We start from the raw sequence: 17,859 nt of genomic DNA, 5'->3' as shown, positions 1-17,859 counted from the left end.
ATGGATAACAATACGGATCATACTGATTGGGTTACCTGCTATGTAGGCTTAGGTAGCAATATTGCTAATGAGCTGGGTTCACCAGCAGAGCATTTGCAGCAAGCCATTGCAACAATGCGAGAGCATGAGCAGGTACGTGATGTTCAAGTATCTTCATTTTACGCATCAGCTCCTATGGGGCCGCAGGATCAGCCTGATTTTGTCAATGCGGTTGTTGGTTTTGAGACGACGTTACCCGCGCTTGAGCTGCTTGCATTTTGCCAGCAGTTAGAGTCGCAAGCCATGCGTGCTCGTATACGACATTGGGGAGAGCGTAGTCTCGATGTCGATATTTTATTGTATGGTGAAGTACGCATTGCAGAGCCACAATTAAGCATACCGCATGTTGGATTGACTGAGCGTAACTTTGTACTGATACCGCTTCGGGAATTGGCGCCAAACTTGATAATCAAAGGTACGCCGATCGGTGATTATCTACAGAGTGCAGATTGGACAGGTTTGAAGTTACTGGCAAACGACGCATGATTTTCAAATGTTAGAATAGTCGTTGTTAGCATTGTTAATGACTGATAAAAAATATTAATGAGTAGCTGCACAGCAGAATAATTGAGGGTCATATGACGACGCTATCTACGTTAAATAAATTTAAAAAAGAAGGTACTAAGTTCACTTGCTTGACGTGCTATGACTCTATGTTTGCACGGATGATGGACAAGGCGGAAATTGATACCATTTTGATCGGTGATAGTTTGGGTATGGTCGTGCAAGGCCATGACTCAACGCTGCCCGTGACGGTCGATGATATGGCTTATCATACAGCCAATATCGCCCGTAGTAACAGCCATGCACTCATTTTATCTGATCTGCCGTTTATGAGTTATGTGACACTGCCAGAAGCGATTGCTAATAGCCGTAAGCTGATGCAAGCAGGCGCGCACGTGATCAAAATTGAGGGCGGTAGTGAGCTCTGTGAATTGGTTACTACCTTAGCACAGGCAGGTACACCCACTTGTGTACATCTTGGTCTTACCCCGCAGTCGGTCAATGTATTTGGCGGCTACAAAATTCAGGGTCGCGGTGATGAGGCGGCGGACAAACTGCTTGCTGATGCCAAAGCAGTTGTCGCTGCAGGTGCTGCACTACTAGTATTAGAATGTGTGCCTGCTGAGCTTGCAAAAGCAGTGACAGATGCGGTTGCCGTGCCAGTTATTGGCATTGGTGCTGGTGCAGATACTGACGGTCAAGTCTTGGTTATGCATGACATGTTAGGTATGGCTCACGGCCGTGTGCCGCGCTTCGTTCATGATTTTCTCACAGATGAGCGTAATACTGCGCACAGTATTGAAGGGGCATTTGCCCTTTATCAGCAGTCAGTACGTGAAGGTAGCTTTCCTACTGAGCAGCATCAATTCAATTAATAGTTAGTTTTACGATTATAGATAGAAGAATATTTAATCATGCCTATTATCCATCATCATATCTCAGCACTGCGTGCCGCTTTACGGTCTTATCGTGGTCAAAAAAACGAGAATCAGAGCAGCCAACCACGTATTGCCTTAGTACCCACGATGGGCAACCTGCATGATGGCCACCTTGAATTAGTGAAAATTGCTAAGCAACATGCTGATATTGTAGTGGTTAGTATTTTTGTCAATCCTACTCAGTTTGGAGAAGGAGAGGACTTTGATAGCTATCCTCGCACGCTAGATGAGGATGTTGCAAAGCTGGCCACTGTTGATACAGACTATGTCTTTGCGCCTAGTATTGATGAGATGTACCCAGTATTACCGCCACCAACCTTTGTTCTTGCCGGTGATATTACGACTCAGTTATGTGGTCAGTCGCGCCCAGGACATTTCGATGGTGTTGGTATTGTCGTTTCTAAATTGTTTAATATCGTACAACCTGATATTGCTGTTTTTGGACAAAAAGACTACCAGCAGTTAGCGATTATTCAGCAGTTGGTACGTGATTTAAGTTACCCCATTGATATTATCGGTGCACCCATTGTCCGTGCGACTGATGGCTTGGCACTATCATCGCGTAATCAATACTTGAGCGCTACTGAGCGTCAAATAGCACCGGTATTACATCAAGCGTTGCAGTATTTAGCAGAACGGTTAGAGACTGGTGAGCAGAGTCCGCAAGTTGTTCAATCATTGCTAGCAGAAACCCAGCTGCGTATTACTGATGCTGGTTTCACGATTGATTATTTAGAAATAAAAACTGATACTCTAGACTCGGTTGTTAGTGAGACTGATATTTTTAACGTAGAAAATAAAAACTTGATTATTCTGGTTGCTGCTTGGCTAGGACGTGCGCGTTTATTGGACAATCAATTAGTGATAGTAGATTAGCTACTGTTAGTTATAGTTGGTTCAGTTTAAAAGAGAGTCAAGGCAACCGAGTGCAGATGTATATATCATACTTCAAGCGAGGTTAACGCTGTCACTCTTTTATAGAGGATTGACTATATATACATGGCGATTTGTTAAGTGCAATGGACTAGGATGGATAGAGCATGGATATAAATCAAGGCGAAAACAACGACCAGTCTGAGCCGGCAGCACGTAAAGCAACCTCTGATACACTTAGTATTCTCGTCGTATCGGGCCGTTCAGGATCAGGCAAAACCTCGGTATTGAATATCTTAGAAGATTTGGGATATTACTCTATCGATAATCTGCCACTGTCCTTGTTACCCGATGCAGCGCATAAATTGGTCAACGAAAGTGGTATTCATCGTATTGCGCTTGGTGTCGATATTCGTACGCCGCGTGCTGATTTATCTAACTTTGCACAAACACATGATCTGCTCAAAAAAACGTATGGCGCAAATGCTGTTCAAGTGCTCTATGTGACCGCACAAGAAAGCACATTGATAGCACGTTTTAATGCAACTCGACGGGTACATCCTTTGATGTCGCAGGATATTGATAGTGATAATGCAAAGCATATCGCTTTTAATTTACCAGCGGCTATCAAAAAAGAAGTTGAGCTATTAGAACCAATTGCGGGTCATGCCGATATTAGAATTGATACCAGCACGCTGAATATCCATCAATTAAAAGACAGTTTGCGCGAGCATACTGGTGTCGATAATCAGATAGTCATTAATTTGCTGTCTTTCGGTTTTAAATACGGCAGTCCTATTGATGCTGATTTTGTATTCGATGTGAGAATTTTGCCCAATCCACATTGGAACCCTGAACTACGTACGTCGACAGGTTTAGATACTGAAGTGGCAGCCTTCTTTGCCGATTATCCAGAAGTCGCCGAGATGATCGATGATCTCGAAAAGTTCTTAACACGTTGGCTACCAGATTTTTTACACAATAACCGCCATACGGTGACAGTGGCGATTGGCTGTACTGGTGGTAAGCACCGTTCCGTATTCATCACCGATAATTTACAGCGTCGTCTTGCTGATGTTATGCCGAAAGGCGTAAAAGTGCTGGCTAAACATCGCGAAAAAAGTCGCTGGTAATAGCAGCAGACACTATTCATTTTATTATTTATTATTTTGGAAAGCTTTTATGATCGACTGGAAAGAACAGGATATGCGCGTCTCGCGCACAGAACTCAAAAAAGCCCATGAGCGCTTACAGCAGTTATCGATACCGCTTGCGAGTTTGTCAAAAAAACAGCTGAAAGCCTTGCCTGCCAGTGATTACTTTATGGCAGAGCTGATGGCACTTGCCGATATTACTAGCGCCAATGCGCGTAATCGTCAGACCAAACGTGTTGGCAAGCTTATGATTGAAGAAAATCGTCATGAGCTGATCAAGGCACTATTTGATTCATACTTTCCTAAAGAGCAAGTTTCTAAGATAGAGAGCTGGTATGAGCGTCTCAATATCAATGATGAAGGTACGCTCAAGCAGTTTGTTAAACAATATAAAGCTTCTGAGCACCATAGTATGTATCAGCTATTGCTTTGGATTGAGTATGCTAAGCATACAAATGATGATGAGCTAATGTCAGAGTCAAAAGCAGATTTGGCCAGTTATATTCGTGAAGTAGCTATACTGTCACAGCTAAAAAAATAATGAACGTATAAACTTGATAGCCAGGCTTAGTTTATAGAAACCACAGTTTATAGGCACATAGTGTTTATAGACCTACAGGCTAGCCAAAATGTTCAAACAGCAGTACTGAAACACAAAAAAGCCAATCATTATATGATTGGCTTTTTGTATGGCTTAATATATCTCTTATCTATATATAATAAATAGAAGCTATACTATTTTTTCTTTTCAGCACGAACTTTATCGACTAAAAAGTCAACGATCTTAGGCACAGTAGCGTCTTGACCACTGATGACATATTTACCTTGTACCACAACCGTTGGTACACCTGATACTTGATAGCGTTTGGCGCCAGCTTGTGAGCGACCAATTTTTGTACCAACAGCGAATGAATTATAAAGGCTGTTGAATTTTTTCTCGTCAACACCTTGTGAACCATACCATTTGCTTATTGACTGTTGGTCAAACAGTTTTTTACCATCTTTGTGGATTGCATCAAACATGGCATCATGTGTTTTGCTTTCGAATCCTAATAACTGCGCTGCATAGAAACCACGAGCATTGGTTTCCCAAACATTATTCATTGCTGCTGGCGTTTTGAAGAAGGCAACGTCTTTATCTTTATTCTTTGCCCATTTTTCCATATGTGGATTCAACGCGTTACAATGCGGACAACCGTACCAAAAAAACTCACGAACAATGATAGCATCACCGCTAATTTTTTCTGGATTGTCTAGCACGCGATAGTCTTTTCCAGCGACATAATCAGCGGCTTGTGCGCCTGTAGTGGCAAGACCAATAGCCATGGCTAGACCAGTCAGTGTGATGACACGTTTCATACTTTATCCTTGAGATGTAGAGATTTAGGGTGTGTTAGGAGGCTTCTATAGCAATAGTTTTGAGTGTATAAACGGTATAGCGTCGAGTATAATCTAACTATAATAGCGTATCGACTATGATAATGTAAAATGTGTGTACTTGTGAATCTGATTCTTAACCAATGGTTGTAAAGCTGTGAGCTATTATTTAAGGTATATTGCTTATTGTTCTAGACACTCATTATTATTAGTTTTTATGGCTTTTGATATTGTTTTTAGAGTTTGGTCGTCTGAATGGTATGCTGCTTGAGCTTATTACCAAGGGTGGCGGCCCAAATGATTCAAAGTGATGATTGGCTAGAGTTTGTTATCACACTTCACAATCGGTGACGATGTCCTCACAACAAAATGGCTGCTCGCATGCTAATATTAAACGCATAATTGCGTACTGTATATGATAATGACAATAAAGGAAAAACGCTATGAGTTCAGCTCTATCTTCCCAGCCTTCTTTGAATGAGCAAATGAATACCACCGTCAATGATACCCATGCTAATGCTATCAATGTCGATCCTAGCGAAGTTGAAAAGTTTAACAACTTGGCCAGTGAGTGGTGGAGCAATACGGGCGCGTTTGCAACCTTACATGAAATCAATCCATTACGCTTAAATTGGATAGAAGAAAACGTTAAGCGCAGTTATCAAAGCCACGACTCTAGCAAGTCAGCTGAGACTGGATTAGCGGGTAAAAAAGTGCTGGATGTCGGTTGTGGCGGCGGTATATTGTCAGAATCAATGGCACGTCGTGGCGCTGATGTGACGGGGGTTGATTTAGGTACTGAAAATCTAAAAGCAGCAGCGTTACATGCAGAGCAGAGTGGTTTAGAGGATACTTTGCGCTATCAACATATTCCAGTAGAGAGCTTAGCACAGACGCATGCAGGTCAGTTCGATGTGGTGAGTTGTATGGAAATGCTTGAGCATGTTCCTGATCCGAGTTCAATTGTGCAGGCTTGTTTTGATCTACTAGCACCAGGTGGCGTTTGTGTACTTTCGACCATTAACCGTAACCCCAAATCATATTTGTTTGCCATTGTTGGAGCAGAATACGTACTGCGCTTACTGGATCGTGGTACGCATGATTATGCCAAGTTTATTACCCCAGCCGAATTAGATAAAATGGCAGGCAATGCTGGATTTGTGCGTAAAGACATCATTGGGTTGCATTATAATCCATTGACCAAGCGTTATTGGCTGGCACAGAATGTCGATGTCAATTATATGATTGCTGTACAAAAACCAATGGCTTAAAAATCTGATACTGTGTTCGGTTGCTTTTGTGACATCATATTTTATTAATCTTGTTATTCACCTTGAGAGTATTTGCTATGGCCCAATTTGTAAAAGCAGTGTTGTTTGACCTCGATGGGACCTTAATTGATACTGCTGCTGACTTCGTCCGTATCATCGGTAAGATGAGCCTCGAAAACAATTGGCAAGCACCACCTGAGTCGGAGATACGTGAGCAGGTTTCTGCCGGGGCCTCAGCGATGGTACAGTTGATGTTACGACATAACGAGCAACTCGATGTCAGTGAAGAAACCTTGCTTGATTTTCGTCAGCAGTTTTTGGATGATTATGAGGCAGATATATGTGTCGATAGCTGTGTATTCGCTGAATTAGAGGAAGTGCTTACAGACCTCGAAGCGAAAAGAGTGCCATGGGGTATTGTGACTAACAAGCCGCGTTATTTGGCAGAGAAACTATTAAACACAATGCAGTTGGACGAACGCTGTGCGGTGTTGGTCTGTCCTGATGACGTGTCTCGCCCAAAACCTGATCCAGAGCCTATGTATATGGCACTCGAAAAGCTAGGTATACCTCGTGGTGCAGCTGGCTGTGTGATTTATGTTGGCGATCATATACGCGATATCGAATCTGGTAATGCAGCTGGCATGCCGACGATTTTGGCAGCATATGGTTATATCCCGCCGCAAGATCAAAAAAACCTAAAGAAGTGGGGCGCAGACTACATTACCGAGACACCTGAGCAATTAAGTAAATTGCTGCTGACATCTGGTAAATTTGATTATTTATAAAACATAGAGCAAAAGTATGGATATAAATGATATCCAATGAATAACTCTGAATCAGACAATGTAAGAAAACATCCCAACCTATTAAACGATAAGCAGTGAGCAATTACATGAGCGCAAATATTGACCAATCGGCTGACCAACAAGATATTCAAAACACCAAGCAACCTTTAACTCATGATGATATTCGTCGTTTTGTGCCATCTGATAATTGTTTAGATGGTAAGACTATTTTGGTGACGGGTGCCGGTGATGGTATTGGTCGAGTCGCTGCATTAACCTACGCTCGCTATGGTGCGACGGTTCTGCTGCTTGGACGTACCAGTAGCAAGCTGGAATATGTGTATGATGAGATAGAGAGCTTTGGTGGTAATCAACCAGCGATGTTACCGATGAATCTAGAAGGCGCAACGTATGCTGAAATGCAGCAGCTCGAAGGATTGATTGGCAAAGAAGTCGGTAAACTGGATGGTATTTTGCACAATGCAGGTCTGCTTGGACAGCTGACGCCGCTTGAGATGTATGACGTTGATACCTTTTCTCAAGTGATGAAAGTTAACTTTACCTCGACGTTTATGCTCACCCAAGCGTTGCTACCACTACTTAAAGATGCGGATAATGGCTCTATTGTCTTTACGTCTAGTACAGTTGGTACACATCCTCGTGCATTTTGGGGGGCTTATGCGCTCTCAAAGCAAGCGGTAGAGGGTATGAGTGATATCTTTACTCAGGAGACGCAGAGCACCACTAATTTGCGTTTTAACTGTGTCAATCCTGGTGGTACTCGTACCAACATGCGCGCCCATGCATACCCAGGCGAAAATCCTATGAGCCTAAAAACACCTGAAGATATCATGGCAGGCTATGTTTGTCTGATGAGTGATGACAGCATCGGTGTACGCGGGCAAGTGGTCGAGCTGCAACCAAAAGATTGATGGTGTGATTATTTGCTAGGGAATGTGGTTATTTATCACTTTCATACATATCTTTTGCACCTAGCAGTAGGTTGTAATCAGTTATAAAAAACCCCATCTATCTGTTATTAAAGTGATTTGTAATAACTAATGATAATAAATAGGATGGAATTATGGCAGGTGGTTGGTCAAGAGATGGTGCTGAGCACGAGCAAATGGATGCGACCGTTAATGATGCACTGGAACGGGCACGACGTTCGCTGCCAACGGGCGATAGTGCTGAGCTGTGTGATGAATGTGGCAATCCCATTCCAGAGGCAAGGCGTTTAGCCGTACCAGGTATTCAACACTGCGTAGGTTGTCAGACAGAACTTGAACAAGAGGCACGCGCTGCCGAATTGTTCAATCGTCGGGGTAGTAAGGACAGTCAACTACGCTAAAAAGTAAAAGGGCGGACATTGCTATTTTATATCGCAATGTCCGCCCTTTTTTTGTCTATTACTATAGAACCAATGCCATTAGCTCAGTATCGTATGCTTCCCAGTCTATAGAATAAGAAAGCGCTGTCTTATCTCTTTCTTCTGAACCGTCGCTTTCTACCGCTGAATCGTTGTCATCATGACTAACTTCATCCAACTGCAAGATGATTTCCAACCGGCTATCAACCTGAGGACTGACCGTGCTCGTGGTCAAGCTATCAGGAGTAAAGTTAATCTGTAGCCAGCCATCAGAGGTATGTACCACGCCTTTGATGCGTTGCCAGCTTGGCAGCCTTAATAGCCAACTCTGTAATTCATCAGCTTTCAATACATAGTGTGCTGGTAGTCGCCATCCTGCCAATAGTATGCCTTGCTGCGTTTCATGGTAGCGGTAAGGCTGCTCTGTATCGGTAATGGTCTCATCGTCATTGTCTACTAGAGCGTTGGATGATGGAGAAGATAATGAAGCAGCTGATATAGCGCCAATCCGAGGTTGTAAGCCAATCACTGACTTATTAGGGTGAGCGATATTTATCGTGCGTTGTTTTGAGATAGTCTGACTAGGCTTGGTCAGTTGAATGCTTAACTCTGATAGGCTTGATTTTGATAGATGGATATTGGATGAGTCACTCGTATCATGAGATAGCTGCTCAGATACTGTCCAAATGATGTTTACCTGCGGATTTAATGTGATTACCCACGCTTGTAATGCCTGTTGTTCGCTATCGCTTAGTTGGGTATAGCGGTTAATTACCAACACATCAGCATCGCGGACATGTGCTTGAAACCCATCATGATTGCGATATTTATCTTGTTGCCATTGCGCACCACTAAGTACGGTTATCACCGCTTGCATTTTCAGCGCTGTCTGCCAATGCGGAGCACTGAGTTGCATGATTAGCTCACGTGGATGAGCAAGCCCTGTCGGCTCAATGAGTAGGCGCTGTGGATGGTGCTCACTGAGTAGTCGGCTGATAGCGATCTGTAAAGGTAGCTGACTGGTACAGCAAATACAGCCACCGCTGACCTCACGAATTGCAATGTTCTTTTGCTCACTCGAGTTGTCCTGTGAGCTGGCTAGCAATGCACCATCAATACCGATACGACCAAATTCATTAATCAGTAATGCCCAGCGTTCATCAGTTGGTTTTGTTGCAAGCAGCTGATTAATGACAGTGGTTTTGCCAGCACCCAAAAACCCTGTCACTAAGGTGCAGGGTATGTTTTGGAAAATAGTAGGGTTTTTCACAGAGATACTCATCATATTGGCACGTGTTTGTGAACAACCAAACACGGCCTATATTAAAAGAAATGACATCAGCCAAAGGTTATTCACCCTTAATGACTTCTACTTCAGCTTCGTCAGGGACGAATACATAGCCCACGCCCCAAACAGTCTGGATGTAGCGTGCTTGAGAAGGGTTATCTTCGATCAAGCGACGTAAACGTGATACCTGTACATCGATAGAGCGCTCCATCGCACCCCATTCACGACCACGAGCAAGGTTCATCAGTTTGTCACGGGTCAATGGCTCACGTGGATGCTGTACTAAAGCTTTTAATACCGAAAACTCGCCTGTTGTTAAAGTAACAACGTTGCCGTCACGTTTGAGAGTACGAGTCGATAGGTCTAATGTCCACGGCCCAAACTCAACCACTTCAAGCTGATGGCTAGGTGCACCAGGTAGCTCGCGGTTTTGGCGACGCAATACAGCTTTGATACGGGCCAATAGCTCTTTTGGATTAAATGGCTTAGGCAGATAATCATCAGCACCCGCTTCGAGTCCTGCAATGCGATCCGCATCGCCACCTTTAGCGGTCAGCATAATGATAGGGATGTCGCCATTGTCTTCGCGCAGACGTTGGCAGATACTAATACCGTCTTCGCCTGGTAGCATCAAATCTAGTACGACTAAAGAAAACAGTTCGCGCTGCATTAACTTATCCATCTGGCTGCCATCATGGGCAGTACGAACGACAAAACCGTCGTCTTCCAGAAAGCGTTGTAACAACGAGCGCAGACGTGCATCGTCATCGACGACTAAAATACGCTGGGTCAAAGTATCGGGGCTGGTATTATCAGGCATACAGGCATCCTCTTATAAAAATTATTATTAGCAGAAAATATACATAAAAACATGTGTAAAAAATTATGAATGAAGCAGTATCATTATCTAACTTCTGGTCAGGAGCAATATCTTCATTTAATTGAAAACTATTGTTCAATGTACCAGAACATACCGATATTTTAGTTATTGATACTTTAGTGTATAAGATTGCACAACTAATTGCATCACTCATAAGGACAAATGCTGTATGCGTTTGTTTAACAAGGCGACAGAACCTATGATATTCGGCGATTTTTGATATAAAACACGCGATAAATAACGAAAAGATAAAAAGGATTTTTATTCATGCAGCTTTTGCTATAATGCAAAACTACATTTCTCAACGATTGATACGTATATGAGTAGCACTGATACCTTAACGCCATCTCAAACCTCGACAAATGCAAAGGTTTTGGATGCAACCACACACGCGAATATTCACGACAAGCTTGCTCGCGCGCTTGGCATTAAGACTGCTCAAGTCAATGCGTTTGTCAAACTTTACGATGAAGGCGCGACTGTTCCGTTTATTGCCCGTTACCGCAAAGAGAAGACTCAAGATCTTGATGATGCGCAATTACGAGCGTTAGAGAAGTCTCTCAATTACGAGCGTGACATGGCCACCCGTCGCCTAAAAATTACTGAGCTGCTCAGCACGCAAGGTAATTTAACCGATGAATTGCAGTCGCGTATCGACAATGCGACGTCTAAGCTTGAGCTAGAAGACATCTACCTACCGTATCGTCCGCGTCGCCGTTCACCTGCTGCTAAAGCACGTGCTGCTGGTCTCGATGTTGCTGCCCAAGCGGTGCTAACACAAGAGATTACCCCAACAGAGGCACTAGCAGACTATCAAGTACAATCTAGCATCACCGATGATAGTGGTAATGAGATTGACGTTGATTTCAGCGATATCGAAAAGCAATTGGCTGGTGTACAAGCCATCATCGTTGATGAATGGACGCAAGCACTAGATTTGCTAGACAACTTGCGCAGTGGTTTCGCCAAGACGGCGAGTATCGTATCGAGCGTTGCTAGTGATGAAAAACGTGAAGTCGGTGAAAAATTCAAAGATTACTTTGAGCACAGCGAAAGCCTAGCTCGTCTGCCCAATCATCGCCTATTAGCGATGCTACGTGGTCGCCAAGAAAACGTTTTGGGTCTGAAAATTGAAGGCGAAGACGCCCCATTTATTGAAAAAGCTATTAGCCATTTCAATGTTGATGCTACTGTACCAGCCGCTCGCCGTGAGTTTTTAACAGAAGCGGCTAGCAGCCTATGGAAAGACAAATGGCGTCCGCATATTGAACATCGCTTATTGACTGAAAAACGTCTGACCGCTGAAGCAGATGCTATTGATGTATTTGCAAATAACTTGCAGCACTTGTTAATGTCAGCACCTGCCGGTCGCAAAGTTATTTTAGGTGTCGATCCTGGTATTCGTCATGGTGTCAAAATGTCGATTGTCGATGCTCAAGGCCATGTCATGCTAGACAGCGAAGACAAGCCTGTTGTTTCAACCGTCTATCCGTTTGCCCCTGATAATAAAATGGGTGAAGCCAAAAAAGTCATTGATGAATTGTTAAGCACTTATAACGTCGATCTAGTGGCTATCGGGAATGGTACGGCGAGTCGCGAAACAGACGCGATGATTAAAGAGATTTTAGCAGCCAATTCTGAGCTAAAGGCTAAAGCAGTTATCGTTAACGAATCGGGCGCATCAGTCTACTCAGCCAGTGAGTTGGCCAGTGATGAGCTTGGCAATATGGATGTCTCTGTACGTGGCGCAGTATCTATCGCTCGTCGCTTGCAAGATCCATTGTCAGAGCTCGTTAAGGTTGATCCAAAAGCCATTGGTGTAGGTCAATATCAGCATGACGTGAATCAAACTCAATTAGCAGATAGTTTAGACAAAGTGACTCAAGACAGTGTAAACGCGGTTGGTGTCGATGTGAACACTGCTAGCCCTGCTATCTTGGCACATATCGCTGGTCTCAATCGCAATGTCGCTCAACAAATTGTCACCTATCGTAAAGAACACGGTGCCTTTGACAGTCGTGAATCATTGAAAAACGTACCACGCTTGGGTGCTAAGACGTTTGAACAAGCAGCAGGCTTCTTGCGTATCCATGATGGTAGTAATCCACTTGACGCCACCGGTGTGCATCCAGAAAGTTATGCATTGGTCGATAGCTTACTTGCGCAAACGGGCAAAGCCTTGCCAGAAATCATCGGTAATGATGGCATACTAAATACTATCGATACCACTGCAATTGCTGCTAATGATGACAATATCAGCATAAAAGCAATCTTAGACGAACTGGCTAAACCAGCACGTGATCCACGTCCTGAGTTTAAGACGGCCAATTTCCGTGATGATGTAAATAGCATCAAAGATTTAGAAGAAGGCATGCAGCTTGAAGGTGTCGTGACTAACGTGACAGCTTTCGGTTGTTTCGTCGATGTCGGTGTTCATCAAGACGGTTTGGTTCATATTTCACAGATGGCCAATGATTTCGTCGCTGATCCCATGAACCGCGTCAAGCCAGGTGATATTGTGTCAGTACGTGTCATCTCTATTGATGAAAAGCGTGGTCGTATTGGTTTCAGCATGAAGCCTGAGTCTGAAAAACCAGCACGTTCAGCAGCAAAACCTACTGTTAAAGAAACTAGCTCTGATGAGAAAGTTAGTCGTCCACGTAGCAATCGCCCAAATAGCAGCCGTCCAGCTGCTGACAAGCGACCAAGCAAGCCACGTGGTGATCGTCAGGACAAAGGCAATGCTAGCAGTAATCGTAGCAAAGCGCCAAGAGCTGAGAAAACTGAAGCGCCTAGCAAGATGGGTACCCTCGGTGCACTGTTGCAAGAAGCGGGTGTAACCAAAACTAAGAAATAGCCTAATGGGCAATTAAGTTTTATAAGACAAAAAAAGGCAGCCATTAGGCTGCCTTTTTTTGTCTATCATTTATGTCATTCGCAAAAAATAAAGTATCTTAAGATTGGTTAGGTGAGTGGTCATTAATACTTCACCACTGCCCTTTATTTTTGGAAGCACAACATGAGATTACGGCTTTACGTAATTCGATATTGCTTAACTATCTGATGATAGGTTGTTGCATATCTGGTTGCTGCATATCTGGTTGTTGCATATCTGGTTGTTGCATATCTGGTTGTTGCATATCTGGTTGTTGCATATCTGGTTGCTGCATGTCTGGTTGCTGCATGTCTGGTTGCTGCATGTCTGGTTGCTGCATATTTGGTTGCTGCATATTTGGTTGCTGCATATTTGGCTGTTGCATATTTGGCTGTTGCATGTCTGGCTGTTGCATATCTGGCTGTTGCATGTCTGGCTGTTGCATATCTGGCTGTTGCATATCTGGTTGTTGCATGTCTTCTACTTGCGTAGCCATGCCTGCATTGCTATTGGTTCGCGCAATAGAAATAGTTTGAGTTTCACTGATTTGAAACGGGCTAGATTCAGCAGAAGCGATCTCACCCTCTGCACTTTCAACGTTAGCTTGCATAGCGCTATCAGCAGCCGCTTTTTGCATGTCTACTGGTTTCATATTTGCGGGTGCTGCCATTGCCAAACTTGGCAGAGTAAGCGCTGCACCAATAAGTAGTGATAGAGGTAAAGTACGTTTTTGCATGGATTAATTCCTTGAATTACAAATTTAATGTGCCAGTTCAAAATAGTCTTGTTAAAAACTCTTAAACTAACCAGTGTTCAATATTATTTCGTACAACTTGTTCCGTATAACATAGAGCTGTTTATAATTTTAAATATATATATTTAGTATAGTTAACAAATAATATATAGGTAAAATAAAATCATGATAACCGCTACGTTGGCTATCACGATTGAGTAAGATGATATTATTAACTGACTATTGACCAGTCATAAACTCTGTAGAGGAGAATACCAACTAAGCTCACTTTAATTCAGTAGTACATAAATTAATAGTCTCACAGCTTGATGTTTTCATGTGACATCGTGCAATGACTGTATTTTTGTTGTTGTAATGGAGCATATATTGGTAGTTGCGATGTATTTTTCTCTTCCTTAAAATCTTATGAAATCCAAATACTAAGAAACCGTACCTTGATATCAAGATACGGTTAGAAAAGTACTAAAAATCAAATTTCTTATTAGCTATCGTTATTCCAAGAGAGTTGTAAGACAAAGAGACTAGGTGAAATTGCTACAGCTACTAATTTGAGCAAGCTTCATGCTATATCTCTTTTATATAGGATTAACGACATTAATGATCGACGACTTCGAAACTCAAGCCTGCATGCTCTTCTAAGCGTGTAAGTAACTGATCACCCATCGCAGACGCTGGTGTCCAAAAACCACCGCCAACAGTCTCTTTACTGACATCCTGTGCCAAACACAGTGCCGCTTGAGCCAGCATGCGCGAGGTGCTGCCGTAGCCAGGATCTTTATCACCTGTAACTTTGGTATTGATCGTGTCTTTCTTAGTGGTCTGTCCAAAGAGACGAATATCAAAATAGCCGTTTTTCTGCTCTTCTTTAGACGGGCCAGAACCTGATTTGGGCAATACATGTTTGGATAATAACTCACGGCTCGGTGTAATCATCATGGCTGTGGCAAATCCAAACAAACCTGCACTCAAGGCATAGCTCGATAGCTGACCCTGCACCCCATCTTTCATCCACATCGCTTCGTCATATTTAAAGCCACGGCCATACTCATAGCCGAGCAGCTGATTGCTACGATGTACGATGCGAGTATTGATACTTGCCATCACAAAAGGTGCAAGCCAGCGCTTATGCTCACTATCGTACTCTGGTTTGCTGACATTATCTTGGCGCACGTTTGGCGCATCTGTATCATCATTGAGTAAATAAGGGTTTGCTACCTGCTTACGACGTGATTTATCTTTCCCGACTTCTTCAAAAATAGTCGCCATTGAGGCAATGGTACCGCCCGACAGACCACCTTTTGCCGCTTTTACACGCATGTGGATCACATCGCATGCGTCACCAAACTTTTCTTCTGCTTTTATTTGCGTAAAGTAGACACCCAAGTCTGATGGAATAGAGTCAAAGCCGCATGAGTTGACGATGCGAGCACCACTTTGTTTTGCCGCATCTTGATATTTATCCATCATGTCTTTGATAAAGATGGCTTCACCAGTGAGGTCGACATAATCTGTACCATTAGTACTGCAAGATTTAATCAGAGGTTCACCATACTTGAGGTAGGGGCCAACGGTAGAGATGATAACTTGGGTTTGTTTGGTCATCTCATCGAGGCTCGCCGAATCATTACTGTTAGCAATAATGATATCTACTTTGCTAGCTAGCTCTGACTGTAACTCATTCAGTTTTGCTTCGTCACGACCTGCTATGGCCCACGTGACATTAGCACCATTTGCGTCTTTGGCATTGGACAAAAACTCTGTTAGATAATGTGCCGTAATTTTTCCAACGAAGCTGGTTGCACCGTATAGAACAACCGCGTAAGGACGGTTCTTACTAATGCTTTGTAGTGTGTTGTTTGAGGTTTCCGTATTGGTATCCATATTTATTATCCTTAATAGGTGATTTGATGAGTCATTTTAAAATGAATGGTTTCTCGATGAATGCCTTAGCACAACTAAGACTAAGCCAAATTATCTATACGAGTGAAATATATATCTGACTATGGCTATCATGATTGGCATTTGTGTTTTAAAAAAACTGTCTTTGAAGGTAATAATGATAAATAAAATGTATTTGCTACTTACTGTTTATATCAGATTATATGGTGAAAATGATAGTCAATAAAAACCAACTCACTCTCTCTATACACAAGTCCTATAAAACTAGAGAAAAATGCCAGAAAGCTAAGATTTGCTACAAAGATTACATAACTTACCGATTTTATTACCAAAGTGAACGTTTTTTGAAGATGGATATTGCTAATCTAAGGTCGTAAGCAGTTATTACTAATACTAAAAACTTTACTAATACTAAAAACAAAAAAATGAGATGTCAGATATAACAGGACAAATATAGATAATAGCTATTGATTGTACTGGTCAGTATTTTCCAGTTTTAATTAATACTTATCTTATGAGTCTTATTTCTGATTTTTCAATAACTATTTAAGGAGAAGATTATGTTTCGTTGGGCTATTATTTTTGCTGTAATCGCATTGTTGGCAAGTTTCCTAGGTTTTGGCGGTGTCGCTGGACTGTCTGCTAATTTGGCATATATTTTCTTAGCTGTTGCTGTCATTTTATTCATCGTCGCGTTCGTAAGCCGCAAGATGTAATAATTAATTATAGAATATTGAACAAAAATAAATCGTTAAACAAAAAAGTCCTCATACATTATGAGGACTTTTTTATGGCTAATTTTTTTTGGACTGTTTATCTAAATGTCAAAGTATTCAAATATCAAAAATTATTCACATATCACTATAGACGTTTGGGTTGGATAATATATTCCATACGTTTAGCCAGACGAATATCATGACTGGTAATGCCGCCCGTATCATCAGTGGTGAGTCGTACCTCTACCACATTGTACGTATTACGCCACTCAGGGTGATGCTCAAGTGCTTCAGCATAAAATGCTGCTTGATTCATAAAGCTCATGGCTTCAATAAAATCGCTAAAGTGATATGTTTTCACGATAGCATTGCCATCACGCTGCCATCCTGGCAAATCTTCTAACTGCAAATCTACTTGTTTATCAGATAGACTACTCATATTAATAACCTTTATTGTTATGCTGACTTGGTTTATTAAAACTTATATTAGATAACATCTAATACGGTGCGACTAACGATACAGAATAAATGTAAAAGTGCCTTATTCTATAAATTATTATAAGACATAAACCGCTCCTGTATTTGTCATCTTGCCATATATTTAAAGATAAATATACGAGTGCAGACAACAAATAAAAAAGAAGGTAAGGCTGAATTTTTGCTTAGAATATATTTGCTAGTATTGGATTACAGCAAGTCTTTATATTCTGGATGTTTATTGATGTATGACGATACAAATGAACATTGTGGCACCACTTTCTTATCATTCTTACGTACATAATTGAGTGCGTGCTTGACCAGTGCTGATCCGACACCGCGTCCGCCTAAAGCTTGCGGTACGATAGTGTGGTCGTAGATGAGTTTACCATCACGTTCTTGATAGCTGATATAGCCAATGTGACCGTCGATAGCAGTCTCAAATCGTTTGGCTTCTATGTCGTGGCTAATTTTCATAGGTTGTTCAGCAGTTTGATTACTCATAGCTACTCTCCATTATTATTAAGTGTCTCTGTTATCAGATATCGTTTGTATCTCTAATTCTTATTATGCGTATTCTGTCATTTAATCTATAGCTCTTTACCGTAAGAGTAGATAGGCCAAATGTTAAGAGTCGTTGGAACGACTGACTATGTC

At 42.2% G+C, this 17,859-nt stretch carries 18 protein-coding genes; 11 read left to right on the top strand and 7 right to left on the bottom strand.

Features of this window, described 5'->3' with window-relative positions; translation table 11 throughout:
* From folK to yjgA, 5 genes are all read left to right on the top strand, one after another.
* Nucleotides 1-525, top strand: a complete 525-nt coding sequence (folK, locus tag AAEY75_RS04635) for a 2-amino-4-hydroxy-6-hydroxymethyldihydropteridine diphosphokinase (protein WP_502944370.1) — start codon at nt 1-3, stop codon at nt 523-525.
* 92 nt (nt 526-617) lie between these two features.
* On the top strand, nt 618-1,418 hold the full coding sequence (panB, locus tag AAEY75_RS04630) for a 3-methyl-2-oxobutanoate hydroxymethyltransferase (RefSeq protein ID WP_352258722.1): 801 nt from the start codon (nt 618-620) through the stop codon (nt 1,416-1,418).
* A gap of 39 nt (nt 1,419-1,457) precedes the next feature.
* Nucleotides 1,458-2,357 (top strand): pantoate--beta-alanine ligase, encoded by a 900-nt coding sequence (gene panC / locus AAEY75_RS04625; RefSeq protein WP_352258720.1) that lies wholly within the window; start codon nt 1,458-1,460, stop codon nt 2,355-2,357.
* Between the two features lie 164 nt (nt 2,358-2,521).
* Nucleotides 2,522-3,487, top strand: a complete 966-nt coding sequence (gene rapZ / locus AAEY75_RS04620) for an RNase adapter RapZ (protein ID WP_352258718.1) — start codon at nt 2,522-2,524, stop codon at nt 3,485-3,487.
* A gap of 49 nt (nt 3,488-3,536) precedes the next feature.
* Nucleotides 3,537-4,049, top strand: a complete 513-nt coding sequence (yjgA, locus tag AAEY75_RS04615) for a ribosome biogenesis factor YjgA (RefSeq protein WP_110922009.1) — start codon at nt 3,537-3,539, stop codon at nt 4,047-4,049.
* 194 nt (nt 4,050-4,243) lie between these two features.
* Here yjgA and AAEY75_RS04610 read toward each other — a convergent pair whose 3' ends face one another.
* Nucleotides 4,244-4,867: a thiol:disulfide interchange protein DsbA/DsbL gene (locus tag AAEY75_RS04610; protein ID WP_197215582.1), complete on the bottom strand. Its 624-nt coding sequence runs from the start codon at nt 4,865-4,867 to the stop codon at nt 4,244-4,246.
* 461 nt (nt 4,868-5,328) lie between these two features.
* Between AAEY75_RS04610 and ubiG the strand changes: the two genes are divergently transcribed.
* The 4 genes from ubiG to AAEY75_RS04590 all read left to right on the top strand — a co-directional run bounded on the left by ubiG (nt 5,329) and on the right by AAEY75_RS04590 (nt 8,295).
* Nucleotides 5,329-6,156 (top strand): bifunctional 2-polyprenyl-6-hydroxyphenol methylase/3-demethylubiquinol 3-O-methyltransferase UbiG, encoded by an 828-nt coding sequence (ubiG, locus tag AAEY75_RS04605; protein WP_110922007.1) that lies wholly within the window; start codon nt 5,329-5,331, stop codon nt 6,154-6,156.
* Nucleotides 6,157-6,233: 77 nt separating this feature from the next.
* Nucleotides 6,234-6,944 carry an HAD family hydrolase gene (locus AAEY75_RS04600; RefSeq protein ID WP_197215583.1) on the top strand — a complete coding sequence of 237 codons (711 nt, stop codon included), beginning with the start codon at nt 6,234-6,236 and terminating at the stop codon, nt 6,942-6,944.
* Between the two features lie 107 nt (nt 6,945-7,051).
* The gene (locus AAEY75_RS04595) at nt 7,052-7,876 is read left to right on the top strand and encodes a YciK family oxidoreductase (protein ID WP_227681256.1); all 825 of its coding nucleotides are present in this window, start codon (nt 7,052-7,054) and stop codon (nt 7,874-7,876) included.
* A 152-nt stretch (nt 7,877-8,028) separates the two neighbouring features.
* Nucleotides 8,029-8,295: a DksA/TraR family C4-type zinc finger protein gene (locus AAEY75_RS04590; RefSeq protein ID WP_110922005.1), complete on the top strand. Its 267-nt coding sequence runs from the start codon at nt 8,029-8,031 to the stop codon at nt 8,293-8,295.
* A 61-nt stretch (nt 8,296-8,356) separates the two neighbouring features.
* Here AAEY75_RS04590 and AAEY75_RS04585 read toward each other — a convergent pair whose 3' ends face one another.
* Complete coding sequence (locus tag AAEY75_RS04585; protein ID WP_352258715.1) at nt 8,357-9,598, bottom strand: CobW family GTP-binding protein; 1,242 nt, start codon at nt 9,596-9,598, stop codon at nt 8,357-8,359.
* Between the two features lie 64 nt (nt 9,599-9,662).
* On the bottom strand, nt 9,663-10,421 hold the full coding sequence (ompR, locus tag AAEY75_RS04580; RefSeq protein WP_197215590.1) for an osmolarity response regulator transcription factor OmpR: 759 nt from the start codon (nt 10,419-10,421) through the stop codon (nt 9,663-9,665).
* Between the two features lie 379 nt (nt 10,422-10,800).
* Here ompR and AAEY75_RS04575 point away from each other — a divergent pair, with 379 nt between their 5' ends.
* Nucleotides 10,801-13,338 carry a helix-hairpin-helix domain-containing protein gene (locus tag AAEY75_RS04575; protein WP_352258713.1) on the top strand — a complete coding sequence of 846 codons (2,538 nt, stop codon included), beginning with the start codon at nt 10,801-10,803 and terminating at the stop codon, nt 13,336-13,338.
* Nucleotides 13,339-13,537: 199 nt separating this feature from the next.
* On the opposite strand, the gene AAEY75_RS04570 is transcribed toward AAEY75_RS04575, so the two are convergent.
* Both AAEY75_RS04570 and AAEY75_RS04565 read right to left on the bottom strand, forming a co-directional pair.
* Nucleotides 13,538-14,092, bottom strand: coding sequence for a hypothetical protein (locus AAEY75_RS04570; protein ID WP_352258711.1), 555 nt, complete (start codon nt 14,090-14,092; stop codon nt 13,538-13,540).
* A gap of 612 nt (nt 14,093-14,704) precedes the next feature.
* Nucleotides 14,705-15,991 carry a saccharopine dehydrogenase family protein gene (locus AAEY75_RS04565; RefSeq protein ID WP_352258709.1) on the bottom strand — a complete coding sequence of 429 codons (1,287 nt, stop codon included), beginning with the start codon at nt 15,989-15,991 and terminating at the stop codon, nt 14,705-14,707.
* A 578-nt stretch (nt 15,992-16,569) separates the two neighbouring features.
* On the opposite strand from AAEY75_RS04565, the gene AAEY75_RS04560 reads away from it, so the two are divergent.
* Nucleotides 16,570-16,725: a DUF1328 domain-containing protein gene (locus AAEY75_RS04560; protein WP_082624527.1), complete on the top strand. Its 156-nt coding sequence runs from the start codon at nt 16,570-16,572 to the stop codon at nt 16,723-16,725.
* A 145-nt stretch (nt 16,726-16,870) separates the two neighbouring features.
* Here AAEY75_RS04560 and AAEY75_RS04555 read toward each other — a convergent pair whose 3' ends face one another.
* Complete coding sequence (locus AAEY75_RS04555; protein WP_110921998.1) at nt 16,871-17,164, bottom strand: 4a-hydroxytetrahydrobiopterin dehydratase; 294 nt, start codon at nt 17,162-17,164, stop codon at nt 16,871-16,873.
* Between the two features lie 248 nt (nt 17,165-17,412).
* On the bottom strand, nt 17,413-17,706 hold the full coding sequence (locus AAEY75_RS04550; protein WP_352258706.1) for a GNAT family N-acetyltransferase: 294 nt from the start codon (nt 17,704-17,706) through the stop codon (nt 17,413-17,415).
* Between the last annotated feature and the right edge of the window lie 153 nt (nt 17,707-17,859).

It is taken from the genome of Psychrobacter sp. TB55-MNA-CIBAN-0194, assembly GCF_040309505.1.
In the GTDB taxonomy this organism is placed as follows: Bacteria; Pseudomonadota; Gammaproteobacteria; order Pseudomonadales; family Moraxellaceae; genus Psychrobacter; species Psychrobacter fozii.
The sequence above is the reverse complement of the archived record's forward strand: the minus strand, read 5'-3'. Positions and strand labels throughout refer to the sequence as shown.

Bases quoted from the DNA above. Each gene is read 5' to 3' on its own strand.
- AAEY75_RS04585 (WP_352258715.1), bottom strand. From the start codon at position 9,598: ATGATGAGTATCTCTGTGAAAAACCCTACTATTTTCCAAAACATACCC.
- AAEY75_RS04565 (WP_352258709.1), bottom strand. From the start codon at position 15,991: ATGGATACCAATACGGAAACCTCAAACAACACACTACAAAGCATTAGT.
- AAEY75_RS04595 (WP_227681256.1), top strand. From the start codon at position 7,052: ATGAGCGCAAATATTGACCAATCGGCTGACCAACAAGATATTCAAAAC.
- AAEY75_RS04590 (WP_110922005.1), top strand. From the start codon at position 8,029: ATGGCAGGTGGTTGGTCAAGAGATGGTGCTGAGCACGAGCAAATGGAT.
- AAEY75_RS04570 (WP_352258711.1), bottom strand. From the start codon at position 14,092: ATGCAAAAACGTACTTTACCTCTATCACTACTTATTGGTGCAGCGCTT.
- panC (WP_352258720.1), top strand. From the start codon at position 1,458: ATGCCTATTATCCATCATCATATCTCAGCACTGCGTGCCGCTTTACGG.
- yjgA (WP_110922009.1), top strand. From the start codon at position 3,537: ATGATCGACTGGAAAGAACAGGATATGCGCGTCTCGCGCACAGAACTC.
- AAEY75_RS04555 (WP_110921998.1), bottom strand. From the start codon at position 17,164: ATGAGTAGTCTATCTGATAAACAAGTAGATTTGCAGTTAGAAGATTTG.
- ubiG (WP_110922007.1), top strand. From the start codon at position 5,329: ATGAGTTCAGCTCTATCTTCCCAGCCTTCTTTGAATGAGCAAATGAAT.
- AAEY75_RS04600 (WP_197215583.1), top strand. From the start codon at position 6,234: ATGGCCCAATTTGTAAAAGCAGTGTTGTTTGACCTCGATGGGACCTTA.
- folK (WP_502944370.1), top strand. From the start codon at position 1: ATGGATAACAATACGGATCATACTGATTGGGTTACCTGCTATGTAGGC.
- AAEY75_RS04560 (WP_082624527.1), top strand. From the start codon at position 16,570: ATGTTTCGTTGGGCTATTATTTTTGCTGTAATCGCATTGTTGGCAAGT.
- AAEY75_RS04610 (WP_197215582.1), bottom strand. From the start codon at position 4,867: ATGAAACGTGTCATCACACTGACTGGTCTAGCCATGGCTATTGGTCTT.
- panB (WP_352258722.1), top strand. From the start codon at position 618: ATGACGACGCTATCTACGTTAAATAAATTTAAAAAAGAAGGTACTAAG.
- ompR (WP_197215590.1), bottom strand. From the start codon at position 10,421: ATGCCTGATAATACCAGCCCCGATACTTTGACCCAGCGTATTTTAGTC.
- AAEY75_RS04575 (WP_352258713.1), top strand. From the start codon at position 10,801: ATGAGTAGCACTGATACCTTAACGCCATCTCAAACCTCGACAAATGCA.
- rapZ (WP_352258718.1), top strand. From the start codon at position 2,522: ATGGATATAAATCAAGGCGAAAACAACGACCAGTCTGAGCCGGCAGCA.
- AAEY75_RS04550 (WP_352258706.1), bottom strand. From the start codon at position 17,706: ATGAGTAATCAAACTGCTGAACAACCTATGAAAATTAGCCACGACATA.